Genomic DNA, 17,257 nt, shown 5'->3' with positions numbered 1-17,257 from the left:
AAATTTTAAGCAACGTCTACAAATCCTTTTTCAGCCCAGTTTATAGCCAAATATAGGCAGTCGAACTTCTTTATTTTGCTTTTAAAAAATAGGTTTTCAACCATAAAACCTAAAATACTAGTTTTTCTATCTGTAACTATATAATAGCCTTTTAATGAATAGCTTTTTTTAAAAAACTTTACCCAATCTTGAGCCATTACAGAATATGAATTTACACGATTAGAAATATAGATGAGATCACTTCCATCTGTTTCCAAATAAGACATGACGTCTTTCACAATTAACTCAGCATGTTCATCCCAATTAAAGGCAAGACCTTCGTTAACTTCTGAAACAACATAACCTTTAAAAACATAAACATTAGCAAAAGAATAATTAAATTCTTTAATTACACTATCGTATACCACTGAATCTTTTATATTAATCATTTCGTAAAATATATTTATAAAATTATGGGATAATTATTTACACCTAAGTAATATTAGGTGTAATGAGAGCTTCCATGAACAATATATTAAAAAAATAATTAACCTATTCTTTATAATAGACAAAATACCTAGAAACCAGATATTTTCCTACTGTTATGAAGTATTATAAGAATAAGAAGCTCTACAAATAGATATCTTAATTTTATAGAGCTTCTTAATATTCTTTTAAAAAATTTTGAACTTATGCTAATGCATAAATTTTATTTTATCTCCATTAATTCTACATCAAATATTAAAGTAGCATCTGGAGGTATAACTCCTCCTGCTCCTCTACTTCCGTATCCTAAATGACTAGGTATTACAAAACGAGCTTTATCTCCTACTTTTAACAATTGGATACCTTCATCCCATCCAGAAATTACTTGCCCCATTCCTAAAGGAAAATCAATTGGTTCCTTACGTTTGTATGATGAATCGAAAACGGTACCATCTAGCAACTCTCCTTTATAGTGTACTGAAACTGTTTTACCTTTTTCTGCTTGAACTCCGCTACCTTCTTGAATAATTTGGTAACGTAAGCCGCTGTCTGTTTTATTAAATCCTGCTGCTATTTTATCTAACGCTGCATCTGCTGCTGCTTTAGCTTCTGCTAATCTTTTTTCTCTTGATCCTTCAAAAGTTCTAAACGATTCTACAGCATTAAAAGCTTCGGCTTCTGCTCCAACTTTAACAATTTCTAAACTTTCAATAACATCTCCTTGCGCTATGGCATCTACAACATCTTGACCTGATTGTACTTTTCCAAAAACAGTATGATTATTGTCTAACCAAGGTGTTTCAACATGTGTTATAAAAAACTGACTTCCGTTAGTTCCTGGTCCTGCATTTGCCATAGATAAAATTCCTGGTCCATCATGTTTTAAATCTGGATGAAACTCATCATCAAATTGATATCCTGGATTACCAGAACCACTACCTTGTGGACAACCACCTTGAACCATAAAATCTGGAATTACTCTATGAAATTTTAAACCATCATAATATGGTGTTCCTTGAGGTTTTACTTTGTTTTCTAGATTTCCTTCTGCTAAAGCCACAAAATGACCAACCGTTCCTGGTGTTTTTTGATATTCTAAAGCTACAAGAATCTCTCCTTTTGTTGTATTAAATTTTGCGTATAATCCGTCTTGCATTGTTCTAAGTTTTAAGAAAGTGCAAAGATAGGAAAGTAAGTTAAAAATTATGGATTATCAGTTATAAGTTTTTTTTGACATTAATTTTCATGAGTCTTATGATTGATATACTTTTATTTTTATAAGTACACAAAACATCACAACAGACTTTTTACAAATTGAATTAACATAAATTCTATTTTACAGAAAACTAGAATTAAAATAACCAATTGTTTAATATTATTAACTAATCCGCGTTAGGGATTGAGGCATTGTTGGAGCTCTTTTTTTGTTTTTCTCAAAAAAGCGACTGCCAAAAGCCCGTCCCTTGGGAACGCTAAAATATTAAAATTTTATATTTAAAATTTAGTTAGCAACTTCACTAATAAATTTGATCCGGTATAAACGTAACTCTTCATCATCATAATCACCATCAAATTCTTCAATTGCTACATCAATGTTATCAGATTCAGATTCCATAAAATAATCGTGTATATCTTCTTGTTGATCTTCGTCTAAAATTTCATCAAGCCAATAATTGATATTTAATTTTGTCCCTGAATATACTATAGCTTCCATTTCTTTAATAAAATCTTCCATAGACATTCCTTTTGAAGATGCTATGTCATCTAATGGTAACTTCCTATCAATGTTCTGAATAATAAATAACTTATTTGCTGAATTTGTTCCTGTAGATTTTACAACTAAATCGTCTGGACGTGTTATATCATTATCTTCAACATATTTGGCTATTAGCTCAACAAAATCTTTACCATATTTTTTTGCTTTACCGTCCCCAACTCCATGTACATTACTAAGTTCTAATATAGTTATAGGGTACTTTAAAGCCATATCTTCTAATGATGGATCTTGGAAAATAACAAATGGTGGCACTCCTAGTTTTTTAGCATTCTTTTTACGAAGGTCTTTCAACATCCCCATTAATACTGCATCTGCAGATGCTCCTCCGCTTTTTGCAGCGGTTATAATGGTTCCATCTTCTTGAGCACCCTCAAATATATGATCTTCTGTCATCATAAAAGATTTAGGTCTTTTAATAAAACTTTTACCTGCGTCTGTTAATTTGATAACTCCATAAGTTTCAATATCCTTTCTAAGATAACCCGTAACCAAAACTTGCCTTAATAAGGCCATCCAATATTTATTATCATTATGTTTCCCTTTTCCGAAAAAAGGTTGCTCGTTGGTTCTATGAGAATTTATTAAAGCATTTTCTTTACCTATTAAAACATTTACTAAATCTTTAGATTTATATTTTTCATTAGTATTTGCTATGGTTTCCAACAATAACTTAGCATCATCTTTGGCTTCATGCTTCTTTTTAGGATACCTAACATTATCATCCATATCTCCACCTTCTCCAGTCTCATTGTCAAACTCTTCTCCAAAATAATGTAAAATAAACTTTCTTCTAGATATTGATGTTTCTGCAAAAGCTACAACTTCTTGCAATAAGGCTTGACCAATTTCTTGTTCTGCTACTGGCTTTCCTGACGTGAATTTTTCTAATTTTTCAATGTCTTTATATGCATAAAAAGCTAAACAATGTCCTTCTCCTCCATCTCGTCCTGCTCGTCCTGTTTCTTGATAATAACTTTCTATACTTTTGGGTATATCATGATGAATTACAAAACGTACGTCTGGTTTATCTATACCCATACCAAATGCAATAGTAGCTACTACTACATCGACATCTTCCATTAAGAATTTGTCTTGATAACTAGACCTAGATTTTGCATCTAACCCTGCATGGTATGGTACTGCTTTTATACCATTTACTTGTAGTACTTGTGCTAGTTCTTCAACACGTTTTCTACTTAAACAGTAAACAATTCCAGACTTGCCTTCATTTTGCTTTACAAAACGAATAATATCTGCATCAGCATCCTTAGTTTTTGGTCTTACCTCATAATATAAATTAGGTCTATTAAAAGAAGCTTTAAAAGTGGTAGCATCATTAATTCCTAAGTTCTTAATAATATCTTCTTGAACTTTTGGTGTAGCCGTTGCTGTTAAGCCTATTATTGGAATATTATCGCCTATTCTACCTATTATATTACGTAAGTTTCTGTATTCTGGCCTAAAATCATGCCCCCACTCACTAATACAGTGTGCTTCGTCTATAGCCATGAAAGATATCTTTACAGATCTTAAAAACTCAACGTTTTCTTCCTTCGTTAAAGATTCTGGTGCGACATAAAGTAATTTGGTTGCACCATTTACAATATCTTCTTTTACACGTTTTACTTCTGTTTTATTTAATGAAGAATTTAATACATGTGCAACGCCTTCCTCATTCGAAATACCTCGAATGGCGTCTACTTGATTTTTCATTAAAGCTATTAAAGGAGATACCACTATCGCAGTGCCTTCCTGCATTAACGCTGGTAATTGATAGCAAAGAGACTTGCCGCCTCCTGTTGGCATAATTACAAACGTATGTTTTCCTGACAAAATGCTTTCTACAACATCTTCTTGAAGTCCCTTGAATTTGCTAAACCCAAAATATTTTTTTAGTGCAGCATGCAAGTCACTTTTTGTTATTGACATGAATTGTATAAAAAATTAATTATTTAAATTTCTTCAAAAATATTAAAAATTCTATTCATTAATTTAGTAATATATTTAAAGAGCCCTCATATTTTTTTTCGTTAGTTTTGTAACGAAAATAAAATCCAAATTACAATAAAATTTAATTTGATTACTATTAAAGATAAAAAAATCTTTGAAATGCATCAACTAAAATATAATAAATATTGAAAGACCAGAATTCTATTATTAATATTGCGAAGCAAACTATTAAAATGGAAAGTGAAGCCATTTTAAATTTGTCTACTTTAATAACTAACGACTTTGCCGAGGCTACAGAACTCATTTACAAATCAAAAGGGCGTGTTATTATTACAGGTATTGGCAAAAGCGCTATTATTGCCAACAAAATTGTAGCCACTCTAAATTCAACAGGTACGCCTTCTGTTTTTATGCATGCTGCAGATGCTATACATGGTGATTTAGGGCTTATTCTTAAGGATGATGTTGTTATTTGTATTTCTAAAAGTGGTAACACTCCAGAAATAAAAGTTTTAGTACCTCTTATTAAAAGTGCTAAAAATACGATGATTGCTATTACTGGTAATAAAGATTCTTTTTTAGGGCAACATGCAAATTATATTTTAAACGCGTTTGTAGAAAAAGAAGCTTGTCCAAATAATTTAGCTCCTACTACTAGTACTACGGCTCAATTAGTTATTGGTGATGCACTTGCTGTTTGTTTATTAGAATTACGTGGTTTTTCTAGTAATGATTTTGCTAAATACCACCCTGGAGGAGCTTTAGGAAAAAAACTGTATTTAAGAGTTCATGATATTTCATCTGTTAATGAAAAACCAAAAGTTGCGCCTACAACAAATATTAAAGATGTTATAATAGAAATAACAGAAAAAATGCTGGGTGTGACTGCTGTTGTTGAAAATGATAAAATTATTGGAATAATAACTGATGGTGATTTACGTAGAATGTTATCTAAAGTTAATGACTTTTCTAATTTAACGGCTAAGGATATTATGAGTGCTAACCCTAAACACATCAATGCCGATGCCATGGCTATTGATGCCTTAGAGGTTATGGAAACTAATGAAATCTCTCAATTACTTGTTGAAGAGTATGGTAAATATGCTGGTATTGTACACCTGCATGACTTAATAAAAGAAGGTATTATATAATGACAAAGAAGAATATAAATGAAATGTCTTTTTTAGATCATCTAGAAGATTTACGTTGGCATTTAATTAAAATTTGTTTAGCCGTTGTTATAGTTGCTACTTTAGCATTTATTTTTAGTAGATTTATATTTAATTCTATCATTTTTGCTCCATTGGACATGAGTTTTCCAACTTATGAATTCTTATGTAACATCGCAAAATTTATTGATGTTGATAGTACCTTTTGTAATGAAACAATGCCTGCTATTATTCAAAACCGTACCATGGCAGGGCAATTTTCTGCAGATATTTGGACTGCCATTCTTGGTGGCTTTATTATTTCTTTTCCATATGTAATTTATCAATTATGGAGGTTTATAAGTCCTGGATTGCATGAAAATGAGCGTAAACATTCACGTGGTTTTATTATTATTTCTTCTATATTATTCTTTATTGGAATTTTATTTGGCTACTATATTATTACGCCACTTTCTATTAATTTTTTAGTTAATTATAATATTTCTGATATTGTAGATAATCAAATTGATATTAGTTCTTACATTGGACTTGTTAGGTCTTCTGCTTTGGCGGCTGGTTTAATTTTTGAGTTACCCATAATTATTTATTTTTTAACAAAAATTGGACTGGTTACTCCTGAGTTTTTAAAAAAATATAGAAAATATGCATTAGTTATTGTACTAATTCTTTCTGCCATTATTACACCTCCTGATATAGCAAGTCAAGTTATTGTGGCTGTTCCTATTTTAGTATTATACCAAACAAGTATTTATATATCTAAAATTGTTATTAGAAATCAAAAAAGAAAAGAAAAACAACATGTCTGAAATAGTTAATGAATTTAATGATTATCGCGCTAAAATGAATGATAAAATCCTAGCCGATAATAACAAGGTTATTAAACGTATTTTTAATTTAGATACTAATGCTTATGCTGAAGGTGCTCTAGATGTTAAAACTAAAGAACTTTTAGGTTTAGTTGCTTCTGCTGTTTTACGCTGTGATGATTGTATAAAATACCATATGGAAACTAGCCATAAGCTAGGTTTAAAAAAAGAAGAAGTCGTTGAGGCTTTAAGTATTGCGACTTTAGTTGGTGGAACTATAGTTATCCCCCATTTGCGTCGCGCTTATGAATTTTGGGATGCACTGGAAGAATCTGTTGCGTAAATACATTTTTATAAACGACTATGCTATTAGATATTAATAAATACTAATAAAAGATAAAATTCAACATTCCGTTATAATAGTGCATATGTTTTTACTATTTTTAGCGTTTACAGTATATAACTTTATGATTTTAAAAGCCCAGAATTTAATGAAGTCCTACAGTGGACGAAAAGTTGTGAAAGATGTTTCTCTTGAAGTTAATCAAGGTGAGATTGTTGGTCTTTTGGGACCTAATGGAGCAGGAAAAACAACTTCTTTCTATATGATTGTTGGCTTGATAAAACCCAATGGCGGACACATTTTTTTAGACAATCAAGAAATAACCAAATATCCAATGTATAAACGTGCACAAAATGGTATTGGTTATTTAGCTCAAGAAGCTTCTGTATTTAGAAAATTAAGTATTGAAGATAATATTTTAAGTGTATTACAACTTACTAAACTAAGTAAAAAAGAGCAGCACCATAAAATGGAATCCCTTATTGATGAATTTAGTTTAGGGCATATTCGTAAAAGTCGTGGTGATTTATTATCTGGTGGTGAACGTCGGCGTACGGAAATAGCACGAGCTTTAGCAACGGATCCTAATTTTATTCTTTTGGATGAGCCTTTTGCAGGAGTTGACCCTGTGGCGGTTGAAGATATTCAACGTATTGTATCACAACTCACCAAAAAGAATATAGGAATTCTTATTACCGACCACAACGTACAAGAAACCTTAGCTATTACAGATAGGACATACTTAATGTTTGAAGGTAGTATCCTTAAAGCTGGTAAACCTGAAGAATTAGTTAATGATGAAATGGTACGTAAGGTATACTTAGGTCAGAACTTTGAACTACGTAAAAAGAAAATTCAAGAATAGAAATCTACATATCACATATTCTTAATAATTTCTATATTAAGAGTAAAATATTAAAAAATCCCAATTCATCTAGTTTAGATGAATTGGGATTTTTTAATATTTCTTATTTAACCCTTCCCTTACCCTGTTACCTCCTTGTCCTAACAGCAACTAAACATGTAATATTCAGTATAAAAAAACCATTTTACACTCTAAAATAACATCATATTTAATACATCATTTTATAATTAAATAGTGCTATTTTAAATTGATAAAATTGTTTTTATTGAAATAAACAAGACCTATTTAAAAATAAATCATATCTTTATGATATCAAAATAACATCATTTTAAAATAAAATTATGAAATCAGAAAAAGTAATCACCCCCGCTAACGGTTATCTAATGCTATTAATTTTCCTTATTTCACTTTTTGGAAGTATTGCTATAATAGTTTTAACTGGGAATTTATTCTCTATAATCCTTTTTATTATTTCTATTTTCATTTTTAAGGGGTTTATTATGGTTCAGCCAAATAACTCTAGAGTATTACTGCTATTTGGAAAGTATGTGGGAACAATTAAAAAGAATGGTTTTTATTGGATAATTCCGTTTTACTCTAAAAAGAAGATTTCGCTACGTGCTAGTAATTTTGACAGTGAACGCTTAAAAGTAAACGATAAGCTTGGTAACCCTATTATGATTAGTACCATTTTAGTTTGGAGGGTTCAAAACACTTATAAAGCTGCTTTTGATGTTGATAATTTTGAAAATTTTGTGCGCGTGCAAACAGATGCTGCTGTTCGCAAATTAGCAAGCATGTACCCGTATGATAACTTTGCCGACGAAGGACATACCGAAGACATTACTTTAAGATCTAGTGTTAATGAGGTTAGTGAAGCTTTAGAAAAAGAAATTGATGAACGATTATCTATTGCTGGTATTGAAGTATTAGAAGCTAGAATAGGCTATTTAGCATATGCTCAAGAAATTGCAAACGCCATGTTAAAACGTCAACAAGCTACTGCGATTGTTGCTGCAAGACATAAAATTGTTCAAGGCGCTGTAAGTATGGTTGAGATGGCTCTTGAGGAACTAGGAAAAAAAGATATTGTAGATTTAGATGATGAACGAAAAGCTGCTATGGTTAGTAACTTAATGGTTATACTTTGCGGTGATAAAGAAGCTTCTCCTGTTTTAAATACTGGTACTTTAAATCAATAAATGATACATTTGCATTTATATAAAAATAATTAATAATTCTAATGGCTAAAAAAAAGGCTTTTGCATTACGCATAAATGAAGATATGCTCAAAGCTATTGAGAAATGGGCTGCAGATGAATTTCGCAGTACTAATGGCCAAATAGAATGGATGCTTAATGAAGGTTTAAAAAAATCTAAACGTACACCTAAGAAAGGTTCTGAATAAAAAAAAATCAGCTTTCACTGTAGAGTACAATGAAAGCTGATTTTATATTTTACAAAAAATAGCTTTAACCTTTTCTTCGTTCTAAAAGAATCATCATCATTAACCCTAAAATGATTTGTTCTTCATCATCTAAATCAATATCACTTAATTTCGATATTTTAAATTTTCTACCAAAAAATGAAGCTTCTTTTTTTAGCCTTACTATCGCTTTATTATTCAAATCAAGGACACTATAGCTAGGGTTAAAAAAGTAACCTGTAAAAGCTCCTAAAACAGGGATTTGCCCTATTAAAGAATCAATTACTTTAACCCAAGCATTATCTTCTCTAATATGATATTGGAATTTTTGATGCTGATCGATTAATTCGTACTCCGTTTTCCATAAAGATTTCCACCCCTTACGAGCTACTTTACCTATTTCTTTACCCTTTTTATCCTTAATACTATATACTGCCGAAAAATCTATCCATTTATCAGCATTAATTCTATATTCTATTTCCGACTTACTTTCATCATTATATATAAGAATGTCTTCCTTTAATTTAAACATTTTTTGCTTTACATAAGCAATTGTTGTTCCTAATGAATCTTTTGCTATAAAATCGTTAGATAGTGTCGTAATATTAAATTTAAAACTTACTGGATATTTAACCTCTTTCATTGGTAGTTATTTGGAATGTCTTTATTATTATTTTTCTTTTACTGTAGATTCTTTTTCCTTTAATAATTTCTTTTGGTAACGTCCTTGAACAATATCTATAATAACTAAAATAGCAATTACAAAGTAAAACGTGGTTTTACTCATTGATTCAATAGGGTTTCCAAAGAGTTTTAAATGTGCTAAATGCCCTCCTTCAGTTATCAACATAATACCTACTATAAATAAAATAAAAAGCCCTAGCACCTCATACATTCTGTTTTTAGCTAAGAAAACAGAAATTTTATCTGCTAGTAATAACATTAACAGCCCACTAGCAATAATAGCAATAGCCATAATAATAAATGCCACTGTAGAATTTTCTATATCATTAGTTAACCCTATTGCAGCTAGAATAGAGTCAAAAGAAAAAACTAAATTCATCACAACGATACTTGTAATAACAGCTTTAGAAGATTTAGTTCGTTTTGATCCTCCTTCAATACCCTGATCTAAATCTTGAGTAGATATCATATGCCATATTTCTTTAATAGCTGTGTAAATAATAAAAGCTCCTCCAGCTAAAACGATTAAACTGTGTCCGTTAAAAGCAAACTTAAAGATATCTTCTATACTTCCTGTCATAAACGAAAAAGGCTCTTGAAAAAAGTCTATGATAGAAACTAAAACAAATAGTAACACAATCCTTAAAACAATAGCTATTAATATCCCTACTTTTCTAACTCTTTTTTGATCAGATTGAGGGGCTTTTTTTGATTCTAAAGAAATATATAATAAATTATCGAAACCTAAAACAGCTTGTAATAACACAAGCATTAAGAGTGTGAAAATACTTTCTAACATCAGTAAATTATTTTGATTTTAAATTGTCTAAAACAGACATGATTATGTAAAGTAATATTATGATAGGAATAGCTGCAAATTGTAAAACAATTAAAAACACGACACACATGATTATAAAAATATACCGGGTAGCATTATTTTTAAAACTCCAATCTTTAAACTTTAAAGCAAAAAGTTTAATATCTGAATTTAATATATAACAACTCAAAAATGTAATTCCTATTAAAAACCATTTATTAAGAATAATAGCGTTTATAAGATCATTGTTTTGAAATTTTATTATTAATGGTAACGAAATAATCAATAAGGTATTTGCAGGTGTTGGTAATCCTTTAAAATAGGTTTGTTGATCTTCATCTATATTAAATTTTGCTAACCTGTAAGCAGACCCTAATGTAATTAATAACCCCAAAAGTGGTAGTAAAGGCAAATTAAAATCTAACCAATTAGTATTTGCCTCCCAATAATTATTTGTTTTTCCCGAAGTATCAATCGTTAATTCTAAAAGCTTATACATCACTATTCCTGGTACTAAACCACTCGTAACCATATCTGCTAATGAATCTAATTGTAAGCCCAATTCACTTTGAACATTTAATTTTCTAGCTGCAAAACCATCAAAAAAATCAAAAAATATTCCTAGAAAAACAAATAAAGATGCTGCTATAGAATTATTATTTATAACTAAAATAACAGCAATACATCCACACAATAAATTTAAAAGTGTTAATATATTGGGTATTTGTTTCTTCATACATTTAGATTTTTTTTGTAAAAATAGCAAACAATTTTCGTCTAAAACAAGTATTAAACAATATCTATTATAATTTCAAGTTTATAGGTTTATAAATTATGTGCATCTTTGTAAAAAAATTGCGATTGAAATCATACATAACTATACTATTTTTTATAGTATCTATATCCATATACAGTCAAACAGTAAGAAAATATTCTAACGAATTTATGAATATTGGTGTAGATGCTGCTGCATTAGGCATGAGTAGTGCTGTTACATCTCATTCTTCTGATGTTAATTCTGGGTATTGGAATCCAGCTGGACTTGTTAATATTGATGACAATCAATTAGCTTTAATGCATTCTAGTTATTTTGCTAATATTGCTAATTATGACTATGTCGCTTTTGCAAAACCTATAGATAAGAGAAGTTCTATTGGAATCTCATTAATACGATTTGCTGTTGATGATATTTTAAATACTACAGAACTTATAGATGAACAAGGAAATATAAATTACGATAGAATTAGTTTATTTTCTACTGCTGATTATGGTCTTACTTTCTCCTATGCAAGAAAACTTCCAGTGCAAGGACTAAATTATGGTGTAAATGCTAAAGTAATAAGGCGTGTTATAGGTGATTTCGCATCTTCTTGGGGATTTGGTTTAGATGTGGGTATTCAATTTAAATCTGAAAACAATTGGAAATTTGGTATTATGGCTAGAGATATTACAACGACATTTAATGCTTGGGCTATTGATGAAGACGAATTTGCTAAAATTCAGAACGCTGTTGCTGGTCAAAACCAAGAACTACCTGAGACTACAGAAATTACGATTCCTAAATTACAAATTGGTATTTCAAAATTAGTTGATTTCAATTACGATTACACCTTATTATCTTCTGTTAACTTAAATGTACGTTTCGAAGAAAATAATGATATTATTTCTACATCTGCAGCCAGTATAAATCCTGCCTTAGGTTTTGAATTTGGATATATTGATACTGTTTTTTTACGTGCTGGTATGGGTAATTTCCAAAATGAACTACAAATTGATGACTCTGAAAAGTTAAGTTTTCAACCAAGTTTTGGTTTAGGTTTTAAATACAAAGGTATTCAAATTGATTATGCGTTTACAGACATAGGAGACCAAAGTGTTGCTTTATATTCAAATGTATTTTCTATTAAGGTTGATTTTAGCATGTTTAGATAATACAATAAGTTTTATGAATTTTATTTAAAGTTATTATTTTACACCTTAATATTACTATTTTTGGTTATAAAACATATTAAATGAGTTCGATTAAAAAAACACTATTCTTTTTATCTATTATTTTATTTATAAAAAACACTAATGCCCAAAACAAATTATCGTCTGAGGCTCAAGTAAGTGTTCTTACTATTGGACCAGGAACCTCTTTAAATGACGCATTTGGACATAGTGGTTTTAGAATAAAGGATCCTGTAAAAAGAATTGATGTCGTTTTTAATTATGGGGTCTATGATTTTGATGCCCCTAATTTTTATACAAAGTTTGCCCAAGGTAAATTAAACTATTTAATAGGTTTAAACTATTATAAAGATTTTTATCAAAGTTATACAACTCAAAACAGATCTATTAAAGAACAAATTTTAAATCTATCTTTAGAAGAAAAGCAAAACATTTATGATTTTTTAGTTAAAAATTACAAGCCAGAAAACAAACGCTATTTGTACGATTTCTTTTTTAATAATTGTGCCACTAAAATTAAAGATGTTACTAATATTGCTTTAAAAAATTCGATTACTTTCAATACTCCTGATGACTTTAAAGACGCTACATTTAGAACTCTAATTCAAAATAACTTAAATAAAAACTCTTGGGGTAGTTTAGGTATTGATATAGCTTTAGGTTCTGTAATTGATAAAAAAGCTACCAGAGAGGATCATATGTTTTTACCAGAGAACATTTATAAATTCTTTAAAAATGCAACCTTTAAAAACAAGAAACTGGTTAAGGACAATATAATTTTATATTCAAAAAAAGAAAACTCTATATCGCATCAATTCTTAACTAGTCCACTTTTTATTTTTGGAGTTATAGCCTTATTAATCATTTTAATAACTTATAATGATTTTAAGAAGACAAAACAAAGTGTCTGGTTAGATATTATACTTTTTAGTACTACAGGACTTATAGGAGTATTATTACTGTTATTATGGTTTGCTACAGACCACTCCGGTACACATCAAAACTATAATTTATTATGGGCTTCTGCTCTTAATATTTTAGTAATTGGACAGCTTTTAAGAACAAAAGTAAGTAGTTGGTTTATTAAATATTTAAAATTTTTAATCATTTCAATGTGCCTTCTAACGCTACATTGGATTATAGGTGTGCAAGTCTTTGCTATTGGGTTAATACCTTTATTAATAGCCTTATTTATAAGATATATTTATTTAGTTTTTTATTATAATAAAAAAGCTACTGGCCTCTAAAGAAAATAACAGTACTTAACGTTTTTACCAAAATATTTATATCTAACAAAAAACTTCTATGCTTGATATAAAATAAATCGTATTGCAATTTTTCCAAACTATCGTCAACAGAAGATCCATACCTTGTTTTTACTTGTGCCCAACCTGTAAGTCCTGGTTTAACAATATGGCGTGTTTCATAAAAAGGAAGTAGTTGTGATAATTCATTAACAAAAAATGGACGTTCTGGTCTAGGACCTATTAAACTCATTTCCCCCTTTAAAATATTTATAAATTGAGGTATTTCATCTAACCTAGAATGTCGTAAAAATTTCCCAAATGGTGTAATTCTAACATCTCCTTTTTTTGCCCATACTGCACCAGATTTTTCGGCATTTTTAATCATCGTTCTGTATTTATGTATCTTAAATACTTTACCATTTTTCCCTATTCTATCTTGAGAATAAAAAAGAGGTCCACGATTGCCCAATAAGTTTCCTAGTAATATAACTGGTAAAAACACTAATCCTATAACAACACCAATAATCGATATTAATACATCAAATATTCGATGAAATAGAAGATATAGTTTATTTTGATTACTTCGATTAAATGGAAAATACTTATAAAAATCTTTCCCTACAAATTGAACAGGTATACGTTGAGCCATTTCCTCATAAGCTTGAGTATATTCCTTTATAGGAAAACCTTCTTCTAAAAGCTTGATAAGGATATAATAGATATCAGCCGTTATTGCTTCCGAATTATAACTTGCAACAACAATTTCGGATATATCTTTCTCCTTGATTACTCTATTTATATGTTTGGCTTTATATTCTTGGATAGCATTAAACTTAACAACTTTCGATTTATTATATTCACAATTAACAAATCCTACTATTTTATAATTAGGGTCTGAATTTCTAAAGGCCTCAACTATATTTTCAATATTTGAAATCTCCCCTATAATTAATACTTTTTTATAAAATCTTGGTGATACAATAAATGTTAAATAAACTAATCTCCACAAAAATAATGCTGTAAGTAAAGCAAAATAAAAATATAATATTTGTAATCGATTATCAGGTAATCTAGGTGTAAAAAAAGGTGTTAAAAAATAGAACAACACTGTTATCGATACTGTAAAAACAATACTTGTCGAAATCTTTTCTATTTTACTTGATTTTTGTAAATCATAAAGTTCAAAAACAGTTCCAAATACCGACACATACAAAACAAGTATAAATACCCACCTCCAATTTTCTTTTGTTATGGTGAAATAATCAAAATCAAAAGTATTACTAACAAAATATAATACTAATAGTATTGATACGATATCAAAAACACGTAATAAAATTTTCCGTTCTGAAATATTAAAATGAATACTACGATTAGACATTTATATGGGTTAAATTGAGAAGCTATAAATATAATAAGAATTTAATAAAACAGTCTATTATCTAAAAGGTTACCCCACTGATTTTTAACAATTTTCCAATCATATTCTTCTATGCCTTTTCTTGCACGTAAAGCTAACTTGTTTGCTTCGCAAGGTATATTTATAACTTTCTTTATAGATTCTACAAATGCTTTAACAGAGTTGGACTCTACTAAAATACCGTTTTTGTTATGTTTTATTAAAAAAGGAATTCCTCCTACATTTGTAGAAATAACAGGTAAACCTAATGCCATAGCTTCAATAACACTAACAGGCATATTGTCAAAATTAGTCGTGTTAATAAAAATATTATAATTATTGGATAATGTTATCCATTCTTGTTTTGATAACTTACCAGTAAAAAGAACATCTACTTTTAATTCTTGAGCATACGCTTTAGTTTCCTGTAAGCTTCCATCATTATCTGGTCCTACCATACAAAGTGAAGCCTTTATTCCTTGATCTTTTAGTTCCTTTAAAATTTTTATTGCCAATAATGGGTTATATAATTTTGAAAATGAACGTACCCATAATAATTTCACATTATCAAAAACTCTTTTTTTAAAGGGATAATTTTTAAGTTCTATCGTATTAGGAATACATACTATATTAACATATCCTAAATTTTCAAAACTTGCTTTTATATACCCTGAAGGAGCAATATTTTTATATGCATTATTAAATATAGCCTTACTTAACTTTACATTTCGCTTTAGACGATTTGGTAAATCTCCTCCATGTAAAATAGGAATATACTTCAACCTTAAAACTCGACATAATTGACTACATAAATAAGCGTAATAAAAGTTTTGAGTGCTATATGTGTCTATTAAAACAAAATCAGTAGTAACTCTATACTTTATTATATGATATAGCATATCTAATAACCTTACAAACTTATTGGTTTTATTTGAAGCTATTTTTACAACAAAGCCTTCCTGCTTTAAAAGCAAGCTCAAAGTATCAATATTAGTTGGTGTTTTAGTTTTACGAGATAACTGATTTCCTATGTAAAGGAGATTTTTCATGACTAACATTTAATAAGCTTAATGCATATACAAAGGCAGGTGCGGCAATACGCATCGCTGAGTGATTTATTGTTATTAACCAAAATAAATAAAAAGAATAAAATAGAACATTTTTTCTACATCCTAATCTAAAAAACAAAGGTGTTAATACTAAAATTAAAAAAGATAAAATCCCTAGTAAACCGTGTTCTGCTATAATACGACTCATTTCATTATGAGAAGCAGCATGTATACCTGTTTTTTGAAATCGTATATTTTTAACACGACCAACGCCTACCCCAAAAAATGGATTATTTAGGAATTCTTCAAACTCTAAAAAAAACAAATCACCACGTCCTGTAGTAATATCTTTCTTTTCTTTACCTGCAGCATTTTTATTGGTATAGCGTTTTTCTATAAACCCATTTGTTTGCGCTATTGAAATCCCCCAAGTAATAAATCCAACTATTAAAAATAAGACTATAGAAACTAACATCTTATTTTTATTTTTTTTACTTATACTCTTATAATAGGTGAAAATAAAAGCAATAATCATAATTATTGCAGTAAATACCCCTCCTCTACTAAATGTTACTATAGCCCTAAATGAAAATAATAATATAAATAATAAATCAAGATATCTTAAAAACTTAGTTTGACTAAAATAAAAAAACCTCGCTGTTGTTAAAAAAATACCTAGACCTAATACTGTAGAAACTTGATTTGGACCAAACCCTCCAGAGGCCGAAAAATTTGAAGCCGTACCTGTTGCTATCTGTGAAACATTAGGATTATACAATATCACATAAACTAAAGTACTTATAAGAGGGAACAAACAATAATTAATAATCGTTTCGAATTGATTTTTAGTAACCTTTACTCCAAAACAGAATAAAGCAGAAACCCCTAAACAAACTGGTCCACTTAAATTAAACGCTATAGCTTTTCTAATATTTGTATCTACATCTAGCATAGACAAAGACACATATACGCTTGGTATTAGCAAAAATATGTAAAGTAAATATAATGCTGCTTTTTTATTAAAACCGTTAGAAAACAGTCCCATTAAAACAAATACAATAACTAAATATTTATTTGCTTCATAAAAAAGAACACCTCCTGTCATTCTTAATAAAACCTCTACTCCTAGTACATAGGCACAGGCTTTAAGTATTTCAAATGATTTTTTTGATTTTTTAGCATTTATTATTTGTATAAAAAAATATATTGTTAGGCAATAAAAATAAATATTACCAAAAACATTGAAAAAATATAACACAACTCCTAATAAAACATGTAACCCTAATAGTTTTAGATATTTTTTTTGCTGCATA

The 17,257-nt window shown here is 29.2% G+C and carries 17 protein-coding genes; 8 read left to right on the top strand and 9 right to left on the bottom strand.

Going from position 1 to position 17,257, the window contains the following annotated elements; all coding sequences use genetic code 11:
• Positions 1–5: 5 nt before the first annotated feature.
• The 3 genes from A8C32_RS06140 to A8C32_RS06130 form a co-directional block, all read right to left on the bottom strand.
• Complete coding sequence (locus A8C32_RS06140; RefSeq protein WP_069829557.1) at positions 6–428, bottom strand: hypothetical protein; 423 nt, start codon at positions 426–428, stop codon at positions 6–8.
• Positions 429–688: 260 nt separating this feature from the next.
• Positions 689–1,621 (bottom strand): peptidylprolyl isomerase, encoded by a 933-nt coding sequence (locus tag A8C32_RS06135; protein WP_069829556.1) that lies wholly within the window; start codon positions 1,619–1,621, stop codon positions 689–691.
• Between the two features lie 345 nt (positions 1,622–1,966).
• Complete coding sequence (locus A8C32_RS06130; RefSeq protein ID WP_069829555.1) at positions 1,967–4,171, bottom strand: RecQ family ATP-dependent DNA helicase; 2,205 nt, start codon at positions 4,169–4,171, stop codon at positions 1,967–1,969.
• Positions 4,172–4,425: 254 nt separating this feature from the next.
• Here A8C32_RS06130 and A8C32_RS06125 point away from each other — a divergent pair, with 254 nt between their 5' ends.
• The 6 genes from A8C32_RS06125 to A8C32_RS06100 all read left to right on the top strand — a co-directional run bounded on the left by A8C32_RS06125 (position 4,426) and on the right by A8C32_RS06100 (position 8,783).
• Positions 4,426–5,343, top strand: a complete 918-nt coding sequence (locus A8C32_RS06125) for a KpsF/GutQ family sugar-phosphate isomerase (RefSeq protein ID WP_069829596.1) — start codon at positions 4,426–4,428, stop codon at positions 5,341–5,343.
• Positions 5,343–6,167: a twin-arginine translocase subunit TatC gene (tatC, locus tag A8C32_RS06120; protein WP_069829554.1), complete on the top strand. Its 825-nt coding sequence runs from the start codon at positions 5,343–5,345 to the stop codon at positions 6,165–6,167. The genes A8C32_RS06125 and tatC overlap by 1 nt, the downstream gene beginning before the upstream one ends.
• A complete protein-coding gene (locus tag A8C32_RS06115; RefSeq protein ID WP_069829595.1) occupies positions 6,160–6,510 on the top strand; it encodes a carboxymuconolactone decarboxylase family protein in 351 nt (116 codons plus the stop codon). Before tatC ends, A8C32_RS06115 begins: the two co-directional genes overlap by 8 nt.
• A gap of 124 nt (positions 6,511–6,634) precedes the next feature.
• Positions 6,635–7,375 (top strand): LPS export ABC transporter ATP-binding protein, encoded by a 741-nt coding sequence (lptB, locus tag A8C32_RS06110; RefSeq protein ID WP_069829553.1) that lies wholly within the window; start codon positions 6,635–6,637, stop codon positions 7,373–7,375.
• A gap of 341 nt (positions 7,376–7,716) precedes the next feature.
• Positions 7,717–8,577 (top strand): SPFH domain-containing protein, encoded by an 861-nt coding sequence (locus tag A8C32_RS06105; RefSeq protein ID WP_069829552.1) that lies wholly within the window; start codon positions 7,717–7,719, stop codon positions 8,575–8,577.
• Between the two features lie 41 nt (positions 8,578–8,618).
• Positions 8,619–8,783: a type II toxin-antitoxin system antitoxin gene (locus A8C32_RS06100; protein WP_069829551.1), complete on the top strand. Its 165-nt coding sequence runs from the start codon at positions 8,619–8,621 to the stop codon at positions 8,781–8,783.
• Positions 8,784–8,847: 64 nt separating this feature from the next.
• On the opposite strand, the gene A8C32_RS06095 is transcribed toward A8C32_RS06100, so the two are convergent.
• From A8C32_RS06095 to A8C32_RS06085, 3 genes are read right to left on the bottom strand one after another with little or no spacing between them, the layout of a single operon-like run.
• The gene (locus A8C32_RS06095) at positions 8,848–9,444 is read right to left on the bottom strand and encodes an LURP-one-related family protein (protein WP_069829550.1); all 597 of its coding nucleotides are present in this window, start codon (positions 9,442–9,444) and stop codon (positions 8,848–8,850) included.
• Between the two features lie 27 nt (positions 9,445–9,471).
• Positions 9,472–10,284, bottom strand: coding sequence for a TerC family protein (locus tag A8C32_RS06090; protein ID WP_069829549.1), 813 nt, complete (start codon positions 10,282–10,284; stop codon positions 9,472–9,474).
• Between the two features lie 7 nt (positions 10,285–10,291).
• Entirely contained in the window at positions 10,292–11,038 is a 747-nt protein-coding gene (locus A8C32_RS06085; RefSeq protein WP_069829548.1) for a CDP-alcohol phosphatidyltransferase family protein, read from the bottom strand.
• 125 nt (positions 11,039–11,163) lie between these two features.
• Between A8C32_RS06085 and A8C32_RS06080 the strand changes: the two genes are divergently transcribed.
• Positions 11,164–12,234: a putative type IX sorting system protein PorV2 gene (locus A8C32_RS06080; RefSeq protein ID WP_069829547.1), complete on the top strand. Its 1,071-nt coding sequence runs from the start codon at positions 11,164–11,166 to the stop codon at positions 12,232–12,234.
• An 80-nt stretch (positions 12,235–12,314) separates the two neighbouring features.
• Positions 12,315–13,499: a lipoprotein N-acyltransferase Lnb domain-containing protein gene (locus A8C32_RS06075; RefSeq protein WP_165605799.1), complete on the top strand. Its 1,185-nt coding sequence runs from the start codon at positions 12,315–12,317 to the stop codon at positions 13,497–13,499.
• Here A8C32_RS06075 and A8C32_RS06070 read toward each other — a convergent pair.
• Genes A8C32_RS06070 through A8C32_RS06060 form a run of 3 tightly spaced genes read right to left on the bottom strand, consistent with a single transcriptional unit; the run spans position 13,486 to position 17,256 of the window.
• Positions 13,486–14,877 (bottom strand): sugar transferase, encoded by a 1,392-nt coding sequence (locus A8C32_RS06070; RefSeq protein WP_069829546.1) that lies wholly within the window; start codon positions 14,875–14,877, stop codon positions 13,486–13,488. The genes A8C32_RS06075 and A8C32_RS06070 overlap by 14 nt on opposite strands.
• Positions 14,878–14,918: 41 nt before the next feature.
• Positions 14,919–15,944 (bottom strand): glycosyltransferase family 4 protein, encoded by a 1,026-nt coding sequence (locus A8C32_RS06065; protein WP_069829545.1) that lies wholly within the window; start codon positions 15,942–15,944, stop codon positions 14,919–14,921.
• Positions 15,904–17,256 (bottom strand): O-antigen ligase family protein, encoded by a 1,353-nt coding sequence (locus A8C32_RS06060; RefSeq protein WP_069829544.1) that lies wholly within the window; start codon positions 17,254–17,256, stop codon positions 15,904–15,906. Before A8C32_RS06060 ends, A8C32_RS06065 begins: the two co-directional genes overlap by 41 nt.
• Between the last annotated feature and the right edge of the window lies 1 nt (position 17,257).

This window comes from Flavivirga aquatica (assembly GCF_001747085.1).
GTDB lineage: Bacteria > Bacteroidota > Bacteroidia > Flavobacteriales > Flavobacteriaceae > Algibacter_C > Algibacter_C aquatica.
The sequence above is the reverse complement of the archived record's forward strand: the minus strand, read 5'-3'. Positions and strand labels throughout refer to the sequence as shown.